Annotated in this window: 19 protein-coding genes; 1 reads left to right on the top strand and 18 read right to left on the bottom strand. The window is 60.9% G+C overall.

Annotated elements, in window-relative coordinates:
* Positions 1-88: 88 nt before the first annotated feature.
* From ACW9HW_RS22665 to ccoN (ACW9HW_RS22580), 18 genes are all read right to left on the bottom strand, one after another.
* A complete protein-coding gene (locus ACW9HW_RS22665; protein WP_095197319.1) occupies positions 89-637 on the bottom strand; it encodes an adenine phosphoribosyltransferase in 549 nt (182 codons plus the stop codon).
* Between the two features lie 80 nt (positions 638-717).
* A complete protein-coding gene (gene fnr / locus ACW9HW_RS22660; RefSeq protein ID WP_095197320.1) occupies positions 718-1452 on the bottom strand; it encodes a fumarate/nitrate reduction transcriptional regulator Fnr in 735 nt (244 codons plus the stop codon).
* 91 nt (positions 1453-1543) lie between these two features.
* Positions 1544-2926 (bottom strand): oxygen-independent coproporphyrinogen III oxidase, encoded by a 1383-nt coding sequence (gene hemN / locus ACW9HW_RS22655; RefSeq protein WP_457401811.1) that lies wholly within the window; start codon positions 2924-2926, stop codon positions 1544-1546.
* 215 nt (positions 2927-3141) lie between these two features.
* Positions 3142-3825 carry a sulfite exporter TauE/SafE family protein gene (locus ACW9HW_RS22650; RefSeq protein WP_095197322.1) on the bottom strand — a complete coding sequence of 228 codons (684 nt, stop codon included), beginning with the start codon at positions 3823-3825 and terminating at the stop codon, positions 3142-3144.
* A complete protein-coding gene (ccoS, locus tag ACW9HW_RS22645) occupies positions 3818-4036 on the bottom strand; it encodes a cbb3-type cytochrome oxidase assembly protein CcoS (RefSeq protein ID WP_095197323.1) in 219 nt (72 codons plus the stop codon). Before ccoS ends, ACW9HW_RS22650 begins: the two co-directional genes overlap by 8 nt.
* A gap of 22 nt (positions 4037-4058) precedes the next feature.
* Positions 4059-6509, bottom strand: a complete 2451-nt coding sequence (locus ACW9HW_RS22640; RefSeq protein WP_457401810.1) for a heavy metal translocating P-type ATPase — start codon at positions 6507-6509, stop codon at positions 4059-4061.
* A 157-nt stretch (positions 6510-6666) separates the two neighbouring features.
* The gene (locus tag ACW9HW_RS22635; RefSeq protein ID WP_095197325.1) at positions 6667-7206 is read right to left on the bottom strand and encodes a FixH family protein; all 540 of its coding nucleotides are present in this window, start codon (positions 7204-7206) and stop codon (positions 6667-6669) included.
* Between the two features lie 11 nt (positions 7207-7217).
* Complete coding sequence (gene ccoG, locus ACW9HW_RS22630) at positions 7218-8633, bottom strand: cytochrome c oxidase accessory protein CcoG (RefSeq protein WP_095197326.1); 1416 nt, start codon at positions 8631-8633, stop codon at positions 7218-7220.
* 206 nt (positions 8634-8839) lie between these two features.
* On the bottom strand, positions 8840-9250 hold the full coding sequence (locus ACW9HW_RS22625) for a PIN domain-containing protein (RefSeq protein WP_457401809.1): 411 nt from the start codon (positions 9248-9250) through the stop codon (positions 8840-8842).
* Complete coding sequence (locus ACW9HW_RS22620; RefSeq protein ID WP_056857098.1) at positions 9250-9504, bottom strand: type II toxin-antitoxin system Phd/YefM family antitoxin; 255 nt, start codon at positions 9502-9504, stop codon at positions 9250-9252. The genes ACW9HW_RS22625 and ACW9HW_RS22620 overlap by 1 nt, the downstream gene beginning before the upstream one ends.
* A gap of 162 nt (positions 9505-9666) precedes the next feature.
* Positions 9667-10650 carry a cytochrome-c oxidase, cbb3-type subunit III gene (ccoP, locus tag ACW9HW_RS22615; RefSeq protein ID WP_095197329.1) on the bottom strand — a complete coding sequence of 328 codons (984 nt, stop codon included), beginning with the start codon at positions 10648-10650 and terminating at the stop codon, positions 9667-9669.
* Complete coding sequence (locus tag ACW9HW_RS22610; protein ID WP_003175465.1) at positions 10647-10832, bottom strand: CcoQ/FixQ family Cbb3-type cytochrome c oxidase assembly chaperone; 186 nt, start codon at positions 10830-10832, stop codon at positions 10647-10649. Before ACW9HW_RS22610 ends, ccoP (ACW9HW_RS22615) begins: the two co-directional genes overlap by 4 nt.
* 5 nt (positions 10833-10837) lie before the next feature.
* Positions 10838-11446: a cytochrome-c oxidase, cbb3-type subunit II gene (gene ccoO, locus ACW9HW_RS22605; protein WP_095197330.1), complete on the bottom strand. Its 609-nt coding sequence runs from the start codon at positions 11444-11446 to the stop codon at positions 10838-10840.
* On the bottom strand, positions 11446-12888 hold the full coding sequence (ccoN, locus tag ACW9HW_RS22600) for a cytochrome-c oxidase, cbb3-type subunit I (RefSeq protein ID WP_095197331.1): 1443 nt from the start codon (positions 12886-12888) through the stop codon (positions 11446-11448). Before ccoN (ACW9HW_RS22600) ends, ccoO (ACW9HW_RS22605) begins: the two co-directional genes overlap by 1 nt.
* Positions 12889-13370: 482 nt before the next feature.
* Positions 13371-14324 (bottom strand): cytochrome-c oxidase, cbb3-type subunit III, encoded by a 954-nt coding sequence (gene ccoP, locus ACW9HW_RS22595; RefSeq protein WP_457401808.1) that lies wholly within the window; start codon positions 14322-14324, stop codon positions 13371-13373.
* Positions 14321-14524, bottom strand: coding sequence for a cbb3-type cytochrome oxidase subunit 3 (locus ACW9HW_RS22590; RefSeq protein WP_095197333.1), 204 nt, complete (start codon positions 14522-14524; stop codon positions 14321-14323). The genes ccoP (ACW9HW_RS22595) and ACW9HW_RS22590 overlap by 4 nt, the downstream gene beginning before the upstream one ends.
* A gap of 3 nt (positions 14525-14527) precedes the next feature.
* A complete protein-coding gene (gene ccoO / locus ACW9HW_RS22585; RefSeq protein ID WP_095197334.1) occupies positions 14528-15136 on the bottom strand; it encodes a cytochrome-c oxidase, cbb3-type subunit II in 609 nt (202 codons plus the stop codon).
* A 10-nt stretch (positions 15137-15146) separates the two neighbouring features.
* The gene (gene ccoN / locus ACW9HW_RS22580) at positions 15147-16571 is read right to left on the bottom strand and encodes a cytochrome-c oxidase, cbb3-type subunit I (protein WP_457401807.1); all 1425 of its coding nucleotides are present in this window, start codon (positions 16569-16571) and stop codon (positions 15147-15149) included.
* Between the two features lie 86 nt (positions 16572-16657).
* Between ccoN (ACW9HW_RS22580) and ACW9HW_RS22575 the strand changes: the two genes are divergently transcribed.
* Positions 16658-17335: an alpha/beta family hydrolase gene (locus ACW9HW_RS22575; protein WP_457401806.1), complete on the top strand. Its 678-nt coding sequence runs from the start codon at positions 16658-16660 to the stop codon at positions 17333-17335.

Raw genomic sequence — 17335 nt, 5'->3', positions numbered from 1 at the left:
GGGGGCTTCGGCGTACACATATTTTGCGTATGACGAAAGTCGACTGTGGGAGCGAGCCTGCTCGCGAAGAGGCCGGTACAGACGCTACTTACTTGTCGGTAAGGGCAAACTGAGTCAGGCAGAACGTCGCAATCCCCATATCTTCGAGACGCTGCGATCCACCCAGCTCCGGCAAGTCAATGATCGCCGCCGCTTCATGCACCCGGGCGCCCATGCGGCGAATCAGGTTCGCTGCCGCGATCAGAGTGCCACCGGTGGCGATCAAATCATCGAACATCACCACCGAGTCGCCCTCGCAGAGGCTGTCGGCGTGCACTTCGAGGAAGGCTTCACCGTACTCGGTCGCATAGCCTTCGGCCAGGACATCGGCCGGTAGTTTGCCTTGCTTGCGGAACAGCACCAGCGGTTTGTTCAGCTGATAGGCCAATACCGAACCGATCAGAAAGCCACGGGCGTCCATGGCGCCGATGTGGGTGAAATCGGCTTCGACATAACGATGGGCGAAGCTGTCCATCACCAGGCGCAAGGCCGTGGGCGACTGGAACAGCGGAGTGATGTCGCGAAAAATCACCCCCGGCTTGGGGAAGTCGATCACGGGGCGGATAAGGGATTTGATGTCGAAGGAGTCGAAGGCCATCGTTGGGGTGTCCTGGCAGGGCTGCAAACGACGCATTATAACGGCGGCTGACCCCTTATGCTCAGCCGCAACATCTTGAATCAGCCCTCGATCGAACCACCGGCCAAAGCGCATAGCTGGATCGGGTCGAGGATGCGGATTTCCTTGCCTTCGGCGGCGATCAGCTCGTTCTGCTGGAAGCGCGTGAACACCCGCGAGACGGTTTCCACCGCCAGGCCCAGATAGTTGCCGATTTCGTTGCGCGACATGCTCAGGCGGAACTGATTGGCCGAGAAGCCACGCGCGCGGAAACGTGCCGACAGGTTGACCAGGAAGGTGGCGATGCGTTCGTCGGCGGTCTTTTTCGACAGCAGCAGCATCATCTGTTGGTCATCACGAATCTCGCGACTCATCACCCGCATCAACTGACGGCGCAACTGCGGCAATTGCAGGGCCAGTTCGTCGAGGCGTTCGAAGGGAATTTCACAGACCGAAGTGGTTTCCAGTGCCTGCGCCGAGACCGGGTGCTTTTCGGTGTCCATGCCCGACAGGCCGACCAGTTCGCTCGGCAGGTGGAAGCCGGTGAGCTGTTCTTCACCGGCATCGCTCAAGTTGAAGGTCTTGAGGGCGCCGGAGCGTACCGCGTAAACGGAGTCGAAAGTGTCGCCCTGGCGGAACAGAAACTCACCCTTTTTCAACGGGCGGCCACGTTTGACGATTTCGTCCAGCGCATCCATGTCTTCCAGATTCAGCGAAAGCGGCAAACACAGCGGGGCCAGGCTGCAATCCTTGCAATGGGCCTGGTTATGAGCGCGCAGTTTTACTGGCTCGGACATTTCTTCGATCCTTGTGGGAAAACACACATAAGACGTAAGGGTAACTCAGCAGAGGACACCGGGGCCAGTGCATGGCGCTTTTGTCGCACCACTAGATCACTCGTGAAAACCGCTGGCGGCTGTGGTGTTCCAGGTATGCATCGAACACCATGCACACCGAGCGCACGAGCAAGCGTCCGGCCGGCAATACAGTGATTCTTTCACGACTCAGTTCGATCAGGCCGTCTTTGGCCATGTTCTGCAATTGCGGCCAAAGTTCGCCGAAATAGCCTTGAAAATCGATGTTGAAGGCCTGTTCGATCTGGGCGAATTCCAGACTGAAATCGCAGATCAACTGTTGTATCACGGCACGCCGAAGGCGGTCATCGGCGTTGCACAACAAGCCGCGGCTGGTGGCCAGTTGCGCAGAGTCCAAAGCGTTCTGGTACTGGTTCAAGTCGCTGCTGTTCTGGCAGTACAAGTCGCCGATCTGGCTGATAGCCGACACGCCCAGGCCGATCAGATCGCAATGCCCGTGGGTGGTGTAACCCTGGAAGTTGCGTTGCAGGGTCGATTCTTCCTGGGCAACCGCCAGTTCATCGTCAGGCAGGGCGAAGTGATCCATGCCGATGTAGCGGTAACCGGCGCCGGTCAGTTGTTCGATGGTGCGCTGCAGCATTTCCAGCTTCTGCGCTGGCGTCGGCAACTCATCGCTGTTGATCCGCCGTTGCGGCATGAAGCGTTCCGGCAGGTGCGCGTAGTTGAAGACCGAGAGCCGGTCCGGTTGCAGGCGGATGACTTCTTCGACGGTGTGGGCGAAGTTCTCCGGGGTCTGTCTCGGCAAGCCGTAGATCAGGTCGATGTTGATCGAACGAAATTGCAGGGTGCGGGCGGCGTCGATCACCGCGCGGGTTTCCTCCAGGCTTTGCAGGCGATTGACTGCACGCTGGACGGCCGGGTCGAGGTCTTGCAGGCCGATGCTGACCCGATTGAAGCCCAGTTCGCGCAACAGGCCCATGGTCGACCAGTCGGCTTCACGAGGGTCGATTTCAATGCCGTAGTCGCCGGAATCGTCATCCAGCAAATTGAAATGCTTGCGCAGGTGCGCCATCAGCTGACGCAGTTCGTCGTGGCTGAGAAACGTTGGCGTGCCGCCACCAAAGTGCAGCTGCTCGACCTTTTGCGCGGGGTCGAGGTGACAGGCAATCAGCTGGATTTCCTGTTCCAGGCGCTGCAGGTAGGGCAGGGCGCGGCCACGATCCTTGGTGATGACTTTGTTGCAGGCGCAGTAATAGCAAATGTTCGCGCAGAACGGCACGTGGACGTACAGCGACAACGGGCGCTGGGCCTTGCGGCTGTCGCGCAGGGCGTGGAACAGGTCGAAGGTGCCGACCTGGCCATGGAACTGCATGGCGGTCGGATAGGAGGTGTAGCGCGGTCCCGCCAGGTCATAACGGCGGATCAGATCGGTATCCCAACGAATGGCGTCGAGCATCATGCGGGCATCCCCCGGAATAGGCTGGCAGTGGCGGCCAGTCTAGGGGGGGTGACATTCGGGGGTCTTGATTTGCATCAAGGGTGGTGGCTTTGATGGCTTTTGTGGCGAGGGAGCTTGCTCCCGCTGGCCTGCGCAGCAGGCCCATCTTTTTGGAGCCGCTTCGCGCCCCAGCGGAACGGTGCGACGATTCGACAAGCTCCCTCGCCACAGGATCAGTGCCCCATGAGCCAATGCTGATGCGGCCCCGGCAAGGTCCAGATACCGAACAGCATCACCAGCAATCCACCGGTCATGCGCACGCTGCGTTTGCGCAACAATGCCGTCACCCGTTCCGCCGCCAGCCCGGTGGCGAGCAGCACCGGCCAGGTGCCGAGGCCGAACGCCAGCATCAGCAATGCACTGTCCAGTGCATTGCCCTGGCTGGCCGACCAGAGCAGGGTGCTGTAAACCAGACCGCAAGGCAGCCAGCCCCAGAGCGTTCCCAGAAGCAGTGCGCGGGGGACGTTCGACACCGGCAGCAGTTTGTTGGCCACCGGCTGGATATGCCGCCAAAGCCCACGACCTACGCTTTCGATGCGCGTCAGCCCGCTCCACCAGCCGGCGAGGTACAGGCCCATGGCGATCAGCAACAGGCCGGCGAGCACGCGCATGAACAGCGCCGCCGGACTGTTGGCCACCGCCCAGCCGGCCAGGCCGATCAGCAGGCCGGCGGCGGCATAGCTGAGGATTCGCCCGAGGTTGTACGCCAGCAGCAGGCGGAAGCGGCGGCTGCGTTGCTCCTTGGGAATCGCCAGGGTCAGCGCGCCCATCAAGCCGCCGCACATGCCCAGGCAATGACCGCCACCGAGCAGACCGAGAATCACCGCAGACACCAGCAATGGCGCCAATTCAAGCATGGGGCGGGGCCTTGTCGTCGGGTTGGGCCGGATGGCCACTGGCCTCGTCGACGGCTGCGGTGTGCTTCGGGTCCTGATCATCGAACAGGATGCTGTGGGCGGGGCCGTCGAGGTCGTCGTACTGACCGCTGTCGACCGCCCAGAAGAAGATGTAGATAGCGATGGCCACGATCAGCAGCGCGGCCGGGATCATCACGTAAAGAGCTGGCATCTGGACTCCATGCCCGCGCGACTCAGGCCGGCAACGGGCGGGTTTCTGGCGTGATGCCGGCAGCCGGCCCACTCGGCAGGCGAGTCAGGCGCAGGGCATTGAGCACCACGGTCAACGAACTGATGGACATGCCGACCGCAGCCCACACCGGCGTGATCCAGCCGAGGGCGGCGAACGGCAACATGAGGCCATTGTACAGCGCCGCCCACAGCAGGTTCTCGATGATTACCCGACGGGTGCGCCGGGCCAGGCCGAAGGCTTGCACCAGTGCATCGAGGCGATTGGACAGCAACACGGCGTCGGCGCTGGTTTTTGCCAGATCGGTGGCCGAGCCCATGGCGACACTGATGTCAGCGGCGGCCAACACCGGCACATCATTGACCCCGTCCCCGAGCATCAACACCTTGCGACCTTGCAGATGCAGCTGTTGCAGAACCTGTAACTTATCATCGGGGCGCAAGCCGCCGCGGGCTTCGTCGATGCCGAGTTCGGCGGCGACACTGGCGACCATCGGCGAGCTGTCGCCCGACAGCAACAATGTGCGCCAGCCGCGTGCCTTGCAGGCGGCCAACAGGGCCGGGGCGTCGGCGCGCAAGCGGTCATCGAGCACGAACCAGGCCAGGGGCCCTTGTTGGTCGCCGAGCAGCAACCATTGGCCAGGCTCATCCGGCATCGATGGCACGACGGCACCGCTGAGTTCGCAAACAAACCCGGCTTGGCCGATGCGCAGACGCTGTTCGCCGACCAGTCCTTCAAGGCCGAGGCCCGGCGTGCTGTGCACGTCTTCGGCGGCCAGTGGCGCGCGACCGAAGGCGCGGGCGATCGGGTGTTCGGAGCGGTTTTCCAAAGCGGCGGCCAGACTCAGGCATTGATCGCTGTGGAGGGCGCCGAGGGGGCGGATCGAGCGTAGCGCCAGACGTCCTTCGGTGAGGGTGCCGGTCTTGTCGAAAATCACCGTGTCGATCTGATTCAGGCCTTCGAGCACATGACCACGCGTCAGCAGCAAACCGAGTTTGTGCAGGGTGCCGGTGGCGGCGGTGAGGGCGGTCGGCGTCGCCAGGGAGAGGGCGCAGGGGCAAGTTGCCACCAGCATCGCCAGCACAATCCAGAAGGCTCGCGACGAGTCCAGCTCCCACCACAGCAGGCCAATACAGGCGCACGCAATCAGCGTCAGCAGCAGGAACCATTGGGCGGCGCGGTCGGCGATTTCCGCCAGTCGTGGTTTTTCCGCCTGGGCACGATCCAGCAAACGGACGATGGCGGAGAGGCGCGTGTCCTGGCCGAGCGCCTGGACTTGCACGGTCAGCGCGCCTTCGACGTTCAGGGTGCCTGCAGTGACGGCGTCGCCTGGCGTACGGGGTTGCGGCAGGTATTCGCCAGTCAGCAGCGACTCGTCGATGCTCGACTGGCCGTCGAGGATCTTGCCATCAGCCGGGAGGATTGCACCCGGGTGCACCAGGACCTGGTCGCCCACCCGCAGTTCGCTGAGCAGGATCCGCTCGCTCTGGCCGTCGCCGCTCAGGCGCAAGCAGGAGGCCGGCAGCAGGTTGACCAGCTGGGCGGTGGCGGCGGCGGTGCGTTCCCGGGCGCGGCGCTCCAGATAGCGTCCGGCCAGCAGGAACAGCGCAAACATGCCGACCGCATCGAAATACAGTTCGCCGACGCCGGTGATCGAGGTCCAGATCCCGGCGATGTAGGCACTGCCAATGGCCAGTGACACCGAAACGTCCATGGTCAGGTGACGGGTGCGCAGGTCGCGCATGGCGCCCTTGAAGAACGGCGCGCAGCTGTAGAACACGATCGGTGTGGTGAGGAACAGCGCGACCCAGCGCAGGATCGCATGGAGTTCAGGGCTTAGGTCGATGTTGAATTCCGGCCAGGTGGCCATGGTTGCCATCATCGCCTGGAACCACAACAGACCGGCTACGCCGAGCTGGCGCAATGCCAGGCGGTTTTCGCTGGCCAGTTGTTCGCTGGCGCGGTCGGCTTGATAGGGGTGGGCAGCGTAGCCGATCTGGCGCAGTTCACTGAGGACTTGGCTCAGCGGTAACTGCGTGTCCGCCCAGCGCACGTGCAAGCGATGGTTGGACAGGTTCAGGCGTGCTTCGGCCACCGCCGGCAGGGCGCGCAGGTGTTTCTCGATCAACCAGCCGCAGGCGGCGCAACTGATGCCTTCCATCAGCAGTGTGGTTTCGGCCAGTTCGCCTTCATGGCGGACAAAGGGTTGCTGGACATCGGCGCGATCGTACAGCGCCAGTTCATCCACCAATTGCACCGGCAGCGCTTCGGGGTTGGCCGACGCTTCGCTGCGATGCTGGTAATAGCTTTGCAGCCCGCCCGCGACTATCGCTTCGGCCACAGCCTGGCAACCCGGGCAGCAGAACTCGCGGGTTTGCCCCAGGACCGCCGCGGTGAAACGGCGGCCGGCCGGGACGGGCAGGGCGCAGTGGTAGCAGGGGGTTGGGGTGGTCATTGGATATTCACTGGTACCGCTGAATCCGGGTCATCAGAAAGGGCCTCTTCGCGAGCAGGCTCGCTCCCACATGGATCATTGGTGTACTCAAACTTCAAGCACGACAGTGATCAACTGTGGGAGCGAGCCTGCTCGCGAATGCGCGAAGCGCAGCTTTTTACTTCTTCAGGTCTTCCGCACCCTGCAACGGTTCATCACCGAGCAGCAGATCCTTGTCATGGCTGACCAGTTCTTCCTCGAACATGCGCCATATATGATCGTCCTGAGTACCCAGCAATTCGACAAAGCGACGGCCTTCGATCTTGTCGCTCAACTGACCGATGTAGCGGCCCTGTTCGGTTTCGCTGCGGGTCAGGACGATCTTGCGGTCCTTTTCCGGCTGTGTCGGCGAGATCAGGTTCAGCTCAAGGGTTTTCGGTTGGCTGTTGCCGTTCAGGCGCAGGTCGACTTCGCCGGTCACGTCATCCAGGTGAACGCTGGCGCGCATCAACAGGGTCTGCGCCAGCAGTTCACGGTCGAGGGAGCGGTTGATGCCTTTGCCGGCCTCGTAGTAGTTGTCGTTGACCAGGTTGTCCGGATTGTTCACCGCGATGGTCACCATGGACAAAGTCAGGGTCACCGAGCAAGCCAGGATCCCGATGATGATCCATGGCCAAAGGTGCTTGTACCAGGGACTTGCGGCAGTTGCTGCGGGCATGATCACTTCTCTCAACGAATTTGTGGGCCGATGAATCGGCTCTTGGCTTCAACGTGAATGCTGGCGTCATCGGCGTCCTTGAGGATGAATTTCACCTCGTTAGTGCTCGATGGCAGGTGTTCCGGGGCCACGGACAGTTCGGCCGGCTGGCTGACGATATCGCCGGCCGCGACCTTGATCTCGCGCCTGCCTTGCAGCTTGAGGTCCGGCAGGCCGGTGGCTTCGAGCACATAGGTATGGTCGCGCTGATCCTTGTTCATGATCTTCAGGCTGTAGACGTTTTCGATCCGGCCCTCGGCGTTCTCGCGGTACAGCACACGGTCCTTGCTGACGTCGAAACCCACCAGCGAGCGCATGAAGAACGCGGTGACCAGCAGGCTGATCATTGCCAGCAACACCACGGCATAGCCAATCAGGCGCGGACGCAGTTTATGGGTTTTCTGGCCGGACAGGTTGTGTTCGGTGGTGTAGCTGATCAGGCCGCGTGGATACTCCATCTTGTCCATGATGGCGTCGCAGGCATCGATGCAGGCGGCGCAACCGATGCATTCGATTTGCAGGCCGTCACGGATGTCGATGCCGGTCGGGCAGACCTGGACGCACATGGTGCAGTCGATGCAGTCGCCCAGGCCCTGAGCCTTGTAGTCGATGCCTTTCTTGCGTGGGCCACGGCCTTCGCCACGACGCGGGTCGTACGAAACGATCAAGGTGTCCTTGTCGAACATCACGCTCTGGAAGCGCGCATACGGACACATGTAAATACACACCTGCTCGCGCAGCCAGCCGGCGTTGCCATAGGTGGCGAGGGTGAAGAAGCCGACCCAGAAATAGGACCAGCCATCGGCCTCGCCGGTGAAGAAGTCGATGGTCAGCTCACGGATCGGCGAGAAGTAGCCGACGAAGGTCATGCCGGTCACGAAACCGATCAGCAGCCACATCGTGTGCTTGCTGAACTTGCGCAGGAATTTGTTGGCGCTCATCGGCGCCTTGTCGAGCTTGATGCGCTGGTTGCGGTCGCCTTCGGTGACCTTTTCACACCACATGTAAATCCAGGTCCAGACGCTCTGCGGACAGGTATAACCACACCAGACCCGGCCCGCATACACCGTGATGAAGAACAGACCGAAGGCCGCGATGATCAACATGCCCGACAGCAGGATGAAGTCCTGTGGCCAGAAGGTCGCGCCGAAGATGAAGAATTTACGCTCCGGCAGGTTCCACCAGACAGCCTGGTGACCGCCCCAGTTCAGCCAGACCGTACCGAAATACAACAGGAACAGCACAGCACCACCGGCTATCCGCAGGTTGCGGAAAATGCCGGTGAAGGCACGGGTGTAGATCTTTTCTCGAGAGGCGTAGAGGTCGACGGTGTTGTTCCCGTTTTTGGCGGGCGGGGTAACGTCGTGTACCGGAATCTGGTTGCTCATCGGTTGCATCCCACGGCAGTGGAAAAATGCCTCGGTCAGTACGTGCCGACCGCGGTCAAAAAGAGGTGTTGCAGTGGCGCAATGATACGCCTGTCGCTCTAGCCCAAGGGTGCGACCTTTGGTCACGTTGGTGGAAATCAACTGACCGTGTAATGACCTGTATCAATTGACTTGTGAATTATGGACGGTTTTGCGGGTGTCGACGGTCAATTGACCCATGGGTTAATCAACTGCACACCACTGGATTGAAAATCGCTGACGTTACGGGTGACGACGGTCAAGCCATGAACCAGCGCCGTCGCTGCAATCAACGCGTCCGCTTCGTTTGTGCGATCCGGAACATGCAAGCTGGCACACCGAAGGGCCACGGCGGCATCGATCGGCAGGATTCGAGCGTCGAAAGCCGGAATGACATGGCGCTTGAGCCAGGTACGCAATACCTTTCCCTGAGCGGGATCGCGACGCTCCATGCGCAGGACGCCCGTCTCCAGTTCTTTCAAGGTTATGGCCGAAATAAACATTCGGGGAGCGATGATGCTTTTGGCCCAGGCGACAACGTTCGTATCAGCATGGGGCTTACGCAGTTCAGAAATCACGTTGGTATCGAGAAGAAACATCAAGACAAATCCACGGGGCGATGAGTGATCACGGCGCGTTCGGTTTCGAACTCGATGTCTGCCGCTTCTGGCATTACCAGCAGTTCGACGATGTCGGCGTTGATGCCGGTCAATTTCTGGTAATCCTCAATGCTTAGCAGCACATGGGCCGGCTTGCCTCGGTCGGTGATGAAAACCGGACCCTGGCGCGTGGCTTTTTTGGCACCGCTTGTGTCCTGATTGAATTCGCGACTGGAAATGGTGGTGATGGCCATTATGTCTGACCCTCTCTGAATGCTCGAATGTAGAAACGTTACTACTTGCTTGTATGGCTCGCAACTTTGTGGTGTGAGTGCTCGACCGGCGGTTGTTTTGATAGATCAAAAAAAAGGCCCTGTCAGATGACAGGGCCTTTTTCTTTGCATCAAGCGTTTGCCTTACTGGGCATTTTCCGCCGCAGCCTTCTCGCCGTGAGACAGGCTGTAGACGTAAGCGGCCAGCAGGTGAACCTTGTCATTGCCCTGCATTTGCTCTTGCGCAGGCATCTGGCCCTGACGGCCGTAACGGATAGTCTGCTGCAGTTGAGCGAAGCTCGAACCGTAGATGAAGGCGCCCGGGTGGGTCAGGTCAGGAGCACCCATGGCCGGGGTGCCTTTGCCCTGCGGACCGTGGCAAGCCACGCAGTTGGCAGCGAACAGCTTCTGGCCCGCAACCGGATCAGCCTTGGCGCCTTCCGGCAGCTTGCGGCCATCGAGGTTGGTCAGGACAAAAGCAGCAACGTCACTGACGCCTTGCTCGCCGATCACTTCAGCCCACGCCGGCATGACCGCGTGACGGCCGCCCATGATGGTGGCCTTGATGGTTTCCGCCTCGCCGCCCCAGCGCCAGTCGGCGTCGGTCAGGTTAGGGAAGCCGTAAGCGCCCTTGGCGTCGGAACCGTGACAGACCGAGCAGTTGGAGGCGAACAGGCGGCCACCCATCTTCAGGGCTTGCGGGTCTTTGGCCACTTCTTCGATCGGCATGGAAGCGAACTTGGCGAAGATCGGACCGAACTTGGCGTCCGAACGGGCCATTTCCTTTTCCCACTCGTGAACGCCGGTCCAGCCGGTCTGGCCGTTGGCGAACGCGGTCTGCTTCTCGTTGTCCAGGTAGTTGTAACCTGGCAGCAAGCCTTTCCAGTTACCCAGGCCCGGGTACAACACCAGGTAACCCAGGGCGAAAATGATGGTGCCCACGAACAGCATGAACCACCATTTCGGCAGCGGGTTGTCATACTCCTCGATCCCGTCGAAGGAGTGCCCAACCGTCTCTTCGGTGGACTCGGTGCGCTGGCCCTTGCGGGTCGACAGCAGCAGCCAGGTCAGGGAAAAGATCGTACCGAGACTGAGGACTGTGACGTACAGACTCCAGAATGTAGTCATTCTTTGTTACTCCTAGAAGCTTGCTCGACGTGCTTGATGGCTTCGGGATCATCCGCGAAAGGCAGCAAGGTCGCGTCTTCAAACTCCGACTTGCGCTTGGGGCTGAACACCCACAAGGCCAGACCGATAAAGGCAACCATCACGACAACGGTGCCCAGGCCACGAATCATCCCGATATCCATTTAGATCACCGTTTGCTTTTGATGATGGTGCCCAGGCCTTGCAGATAGGCCACCAGCGCGTCCATTTCGGTTTTGCCCTTCACGGCATCCTTGGCACCGGCGATGTCTTCGTCGGTGTAAGGGACGCCGAGCGCGCGCAAGACTTCCATTTTCTTCGCGGTGTCTTTGCCGTCGAGCTTGTTTTCCACGAGGAACGGGTAGGCCGGCATTTTCGATTCGGGCACCACGTTGCGCGGGTTGTACAAGTGCGCACGCTGCCAGTCATCGGAGTAACGACCGCCGACACGGGCCAGGTCCGGACCGGTACGCTTGGAACCCCACAGGAACGGGTGGTCCCAGACGCTTTCACCGGCAACCGAGTAGTGGCCGTAACGTTCGGTTTCAGCACGGAACGGGCGGATCATCTGCGAATGGCAGCTGACGCAACCGTTGGCGATGTAGATATCGCGGCCTTCCAGTTCAAGGGCGGAGCGAGGCTTCATGCCTTCGACCGGCTTGTTGGTGACGTCCTGGAAAAACAGCGGAACGATCTGGGTCAGGCCGCCGACGCTGACGGCGATGACCATGAAGAAGGCCAGCAGGCCAATGTTCTTCTCGACTGCTTCATGCTTCATCAGTGAGCTCCAACTACAGCGATCTGTTCGGCGGCTTCGGCTTCAGCCGGGTTCGAGGCGCGTACGGTGCGGTACACGTTGTAGGCCATGAACAGCATGCCGGCGGCGAAGAACGCACCGCCCAGGGCGCGGACGATGAAACCAGGGTGGCTGGCTTGCAGCGCTTCGACGAACGAGTAGGTGAGGGTGCCGTCATCGTTGATTGCACGCCACATCAGGCCCTGGGTGATGCCGTTTACCCACATCGAAGCGATGTACAGGACGGTACCGATGGTGGCCAGCCAGAAGTGCGTGTTGATCAGGCCGACGCTGTGCATCTGCGCACGACCGAACAGTTTCGGGATCATGTGGTAGATCGCGCCGATCGAAATCATCGCTACCCAGCCCAGGGCGCCGGCGTGTACGTGGCCGATGGTCCAGTCGGTGTAGTGCGACAGCGAGTTCACGGTCTTGATCGCCATCATCGGGCCTTCGAAGGTCGACATGCCGTAGAAAGCCAGGGAGACGACCAGGAAGCGCAGGATCGGGTCGGTGCGCAGCTTATGCCAGGCACCCGACAGGGTCATCATGCCGTTGATCATGCCGCCCCAGCTCGGCGCCAGCAGGATGATCGACATCGCCATGCCCAGCGATTGCGCCCAGTCCGGCAGCGCGGTGTAGTGCAGGTGGTGCGGACCGGCCCAGATGTACAGGGTGATCAGCGCCCAGAAGTGCACGATCGACAGGCGATAGGAGTAGATCGGACGCTCGGCCTGTTTCGGCACGAAGTAGTACATCATCCCCAGGAAGCCGGTGGTCAGGAAGAAGCCTACGGCGTTGTGGCCGTACCACCACTGGATCATCGCGTCGGTCGCACCCGAGTAGGCCGAGTACGACTTGAAGAAACTGACGGGCAAGGAAGCGTGGTTGACGATGTGCAGCATCGCCGTCACGACGATGAAGGCACCGTAGAACCAGTTGCCCACATAGATGTGCTTGGTCTTGCGCTTGACGATGGTGCCGAAGAACACCAGACCGTAGGTGACCCAGACGATGGCCAGCAGAATAGCCAGGGGCCATTCCAGCTCAGCGTATTCCTTGGTGGTGGTGTAACCCAGCGGCAAGGTAACGATGGCGCCGACGATCACCGCTTGCCAACCCCAGAAGGTGAAGGCGGCGAGGCTGTCGGAAATCAGTCGCGTTTGGCAGGTTCGCTGCACGACGTAATAGGAAGTGGCAAACAGTGCACATCCACCGAAGGCGAAAATCACCAGGTTTGTGTGCAACGGGCGCAGGCGTCCAAAGCTCGTCCAGGGCAGACCGAAGTTCAATTCCGGCCAGACCAGTTGAGAGGCGATGAAGACACCGAGCCCCATGCCAAGGATCCCCCAGACCACCGTCATGATGGCGAACTGGCGGACTACCTTATAGTTATAAGCAGTCGGACTGATTGCTGTGCTCATTCTAAGGTTCCACGGTTTGGGTGTTTTATTAGGATTAAAAATCGGCCGCAAGTATGTAGAAAGCGTAGGGTCATTGCAACGCGCCATGACCTGGGTCAATGCGTTCAAATGCTGATTCTGCGGCCTTTCCATGCGCCGCGTAAGGACAAAATCGGCCGCGGACAAAACGTCCCGGAAAACTGATCAGGCGAGGGGGTCAGGTCGGATGTAACGGGGTGTGTTCAAACACAACGATTGGGTGACCGCAGGCAATTGGCGCGACAGCCGGTATCTACCAGCCTTTGCGGCCTGTCATCGGGCAGATTCGTCGAACACATCGTTCAGGGTCGACCTGGAACCGGCACTGGCCAGTCCGCATCGGAGGAAGCTTAGACCCGAATCCGGGGAACCGAAAGGCAGACTCGTGGAGGGTGCGACAATGGGTCGCAAAGGGGAAGTGAACTGCCGCATTCGGGAGAATGCGGCAGTAGAGCGGTCAAGAATTATTCGCCTTTGCCTTCAGCCTGCAAACGCTCGGTATTCAATCCGTGGGACAAGCTGTACACATACGCGGCCAGCAGTTGCACTTTATCGTTACCGAGCAGTTCGCTCTGCGCCGGCATATGACCCTGGCGGCCATGGCGGATGGTCTGTTCAAGCTGGGTCAGGCTGGTGCCATAGATGAAACCGGCCGGGTGCGTCAGGTTCGGCGCCCCCATGGCTTCAGTGCCCTGGCCGTTCGCCCCGTGACAGGCGACGCAGGTGGTGCTGAACGCTTGCTGCCCGGCTTGCAGGTCGGCGTCGCTGTCGGCAGGCAGAGGCAGGCCAGCCAGTTGGTGGCGCACATAAGCCGCGACGTTTTTTACGCCGGCCTCGCCGAGGACTTCACCCCAGGCCGGCATCGCCGCCATGCGTCCGCCCATGATGGTGGTCTTGATGGTTTCGGCGTTGCCGCCCCAGCGCCAGTCACTGTCCGCCAGGTTGGGGAAGCCGAACGCTCCTTTGGCGTCCGAGCCGTGACACACCGAGCAGTTGGAGGCGAACAGACGACCGCCCATTTTCAGTGCTTGCGGGTCCTTGGCCACTTCTTCCACCGGCATCGCGGCGAATTTGGCGAAGATCGGTCCGAACTTCGCGTCCGCCTTGTCCATCTCCTTTTCCCATTCGTGCACGCCGGTCCAGCCGTTGTCGTAGCCGGGCAGGATGCCTTTCCAGTTGCCCAGGCCCGGATAGAGAATCAGATAGCCGACAGAGAACACCAGGGTGCCGGCGAACAGCATGAACCACCATTGCGGCAATGGGTTGTCGTACTCCTCGATGCCGTCAAAGCTGTGGCCCATGGTCTGGTCGACACTGCCCTTGGTTTCGCCCCGGCGGGTGCCGATCAGCAACCAGGTCAGGCCGATAAGGCTGCCGATGGTCAGTACGCAGATCCACGTACTCCAGAAGGTGGTCATGGCCGGGTACTCCTTGCGGCGGTTTCTTGTTGAGGGCTGTTTTCCGATGGCGGCTCGTCGGCGAACGGCAGCAGGCGTGCTTCGGCGAATTCGGGGCTGCGCTTGCCGTTGAACACCCATAGGGTCAGGCCGACGAAGGCCACGAACACCACGACCGTGCCCAGGCCGCGGATCATGCCAGTACTGACTTCAAAGACCATGTGTCACCTCTTGCTCTTGATCGCAGTGCCGAGCACTTGCAGGTAGGCGACCAGTGCGTCCATCTCGGTCTTGCCCTTGAGTGACTCGACGCTGCCCGCAATGTCGTCGTCGGTGTAGGGCACGCCCAGCGTACGCATGGCCTTGAGCTTGGTTTCGGTGTGGCTGCTGTCGACCTGATTGGCCACCAGCCACGGGTAGGCGGGCATCTTCGATTCCGGCACCACGTTGCGCGGGTTGTACAAATGCGCGCGGTGCCAGTCATCCGAGTAGCGCGCCCCGACCCGCGCCAGGTCCGGGCCTGTACGTTTGGAACCCCAGAGGAACGGGTGATCCCAGACGCTTTCCCCCGCCACCGAGTAGTGGCCGTAGCGTTCGGTCTCGGCGCGAAACGGGCGAATCATCTGCGAGTGACAACCGACACAGCCTTCGCGGATATAGATGTCGCGACCTTCGAGCTGCAGCGCGGTGTAGGGCTTCATGCCTTCCACCGGTTTATTGGTCACGTCCTGGAAGAACAGCGGGACGATCTGGGTCAGGCCGCCGATGCTCACGGCGAACACCATCAGCAGCATCAGCAGGCCGACGTTTTTCTCGATTGTTTCGTGTTTCATGGCGGACTCCTCAGGCCATCTGCGCGGCAGCGGCGACTTCGGCAGGCTGCGAAGCCCGCACGGTGCGCCAGGTGTTGTAAGCCATCAGCAACATGCCGCAGAGGAAGATCGCCCCGCCCACCAGTCGCACGATGAAGCCCGGGTGGCTGGCCACCAGGGTTTCGACGAAGGAGTAGGTCAGCGTGCCGTCTTCGTTCACCGCGCGCCACATCAAGCCCTGGGCGATGCCGTTGACCCACATCGAAGCGATGTAGAGAACGGTGCCGATGGTCGCGAGCCAGAAGTGCGCGTTGATCAGGCCGATGCTGTGCATCTGCTCACGGCCGAAGACTTTCGGGATCATGTGGTACAGCGCGCCGATGGAAATCATCGCCACCCAGCCGAGCGCGCCGGCGTGAACGTGGCCGATGGTCCAGTCGGTGTAGTGGGAGAGGGCATTGACGGTCTTGATCGCCATCATCGGTCCCTCGAACGTCGACATGCCGTAGAAGGCCAGGGAGACCACGAGGAAGCGCAGGATCGGGTCGCTGCGCAATTTATGCCAGGCGCCCGACAGGGTCATCATGCCGTTGATCATCCCGCCCCAGCTCGGCGCCAGCAGGATCAGCGACATCACCATGCCCAGCGATTGCGCCCAGTCAGGTAGCGCGGTGTAGTGCAGGTGGTGGGGACCTGCCCAGATGTACAGGGTGATCAGCGCCCAAAAGTGCACGATCGACAGGCGATAGGAGTACACCGGGCGTTCGGCCTGCTTGGGCACGAAGTAATACATCATGCCGAGGAAACCGGCAGTCAGGAAAAAGCCCACGGCGTTGTGGCCGTACCACCACTGCACCATGGCATCGGTCGCACCGGCATACAGCGAGTAGGACTTGGTAAAACTCACCGGCAACTCAAGGTTGTTGACGATGTGCAGGATGGCGACGGTGATGATGAACCCGCCGAAGAACCAGTTACCGACGTAGATATGCTTGGTCTTGCGCTGCATCACCGTGCCGAAGAACACGATGGCGTACGCGACCCAGACGATGGTGATCAGGATGTCGATCGGCCACTCCAGTTCGGCGTATTCCTTGGAACTGGTGTAGCCCAGCGGTAGGCTGATGGCCGCCAGCAGGATCACAAGTTGCCAGCCCCAGAAGCAGAACGCGGCGATTTTCGGAGCAAACAACTGGGTCTGGCAGGTGCGTTGCACCGAGTAGAACGAACTGGCGAACAAGGCGCAGCCGCCGAACGCGAAGATCACCGCGTTGGTGTGCAGCGGGCGCAACCGCCCGAAACTGGTCCAGGGCAAATTGAAGTTGAGTTCGGGCCAGACCAACTGGGCGGCGAGAAATACCCCGAGCCCCATGCCGACGATGCCCCACACCACCGTCATAATGGCGAATTGGCGGACCACCTTGTAGTTGTAGGCGGTACTGATAGAAGTGTTCATGGTTCCCCATCCACGGTTCAGCCGAAGGAAGCGCCGGCAGCGCACCCTTCGCCTGGAGTTATAGGCAGACTAAAAGCGAGGCAAGCATGGACAAACAGCACAAGGCCGGTATTGACGGGGATCAATGGGCGCAGTGCGTGCAGGATCATGGATGGCTGTGGGATGCCGCTGTGGCGCCGGCGTCGGCGACGCTGATCCTCGCCCATGGCGCCGGCGCGCCGATGGACAGCGACTGGATGAACGACATGGCTGCACGCCTCGCGGCGCTTGGCGTCAACGTGTTGCGCTTTGAGTTTGCGTACATGGCGCAACGGCGTGTCGACGGCGGCAAGCGCCCGCCCAATCCGGCACCGAAGCTGCTGGAATGCTGGCGTGAGGTGTATGCCCAGGTGCGACGCCATGTCGCTGGGCCGCTGGCCATCGGCGGCAAGTCCATGGGCGGGCGGATGGCCAGTTTGCTGGCAGATGAATTAGGCGCCGATGCGCTGGTGTGCCTGGGTTATCCGTTTTATGCGGTGGGCAAACCGGAGAAGCCACGGGTCGAGCATTTGGCCGGATTGAAGACGCGGACTTTGATCGTGCAGGGTGAGCGGGATGCGTTGGGCAATCGCCAGGCAGTGGAAGGGTATGTGTTATCGCCGAATATCGACGTGTTCTGGCTGGTGGCGGGGGATCATGATATGAAGCCGTTGAAGGCTTCGGGGTTTACGCATGAACAGCATCTGGCGGCTGCGGCGAGCAAGGTTGCAGCATTTCTGCTTTGA

Source organism: Pseudomonas sp. SDO5532_S415 (assembly GCF_054071155.1).
Note: the sequence above shows the minus strand (reverse complement) of the source record. Positions and strands in the feature narration are given on the sequence as shown.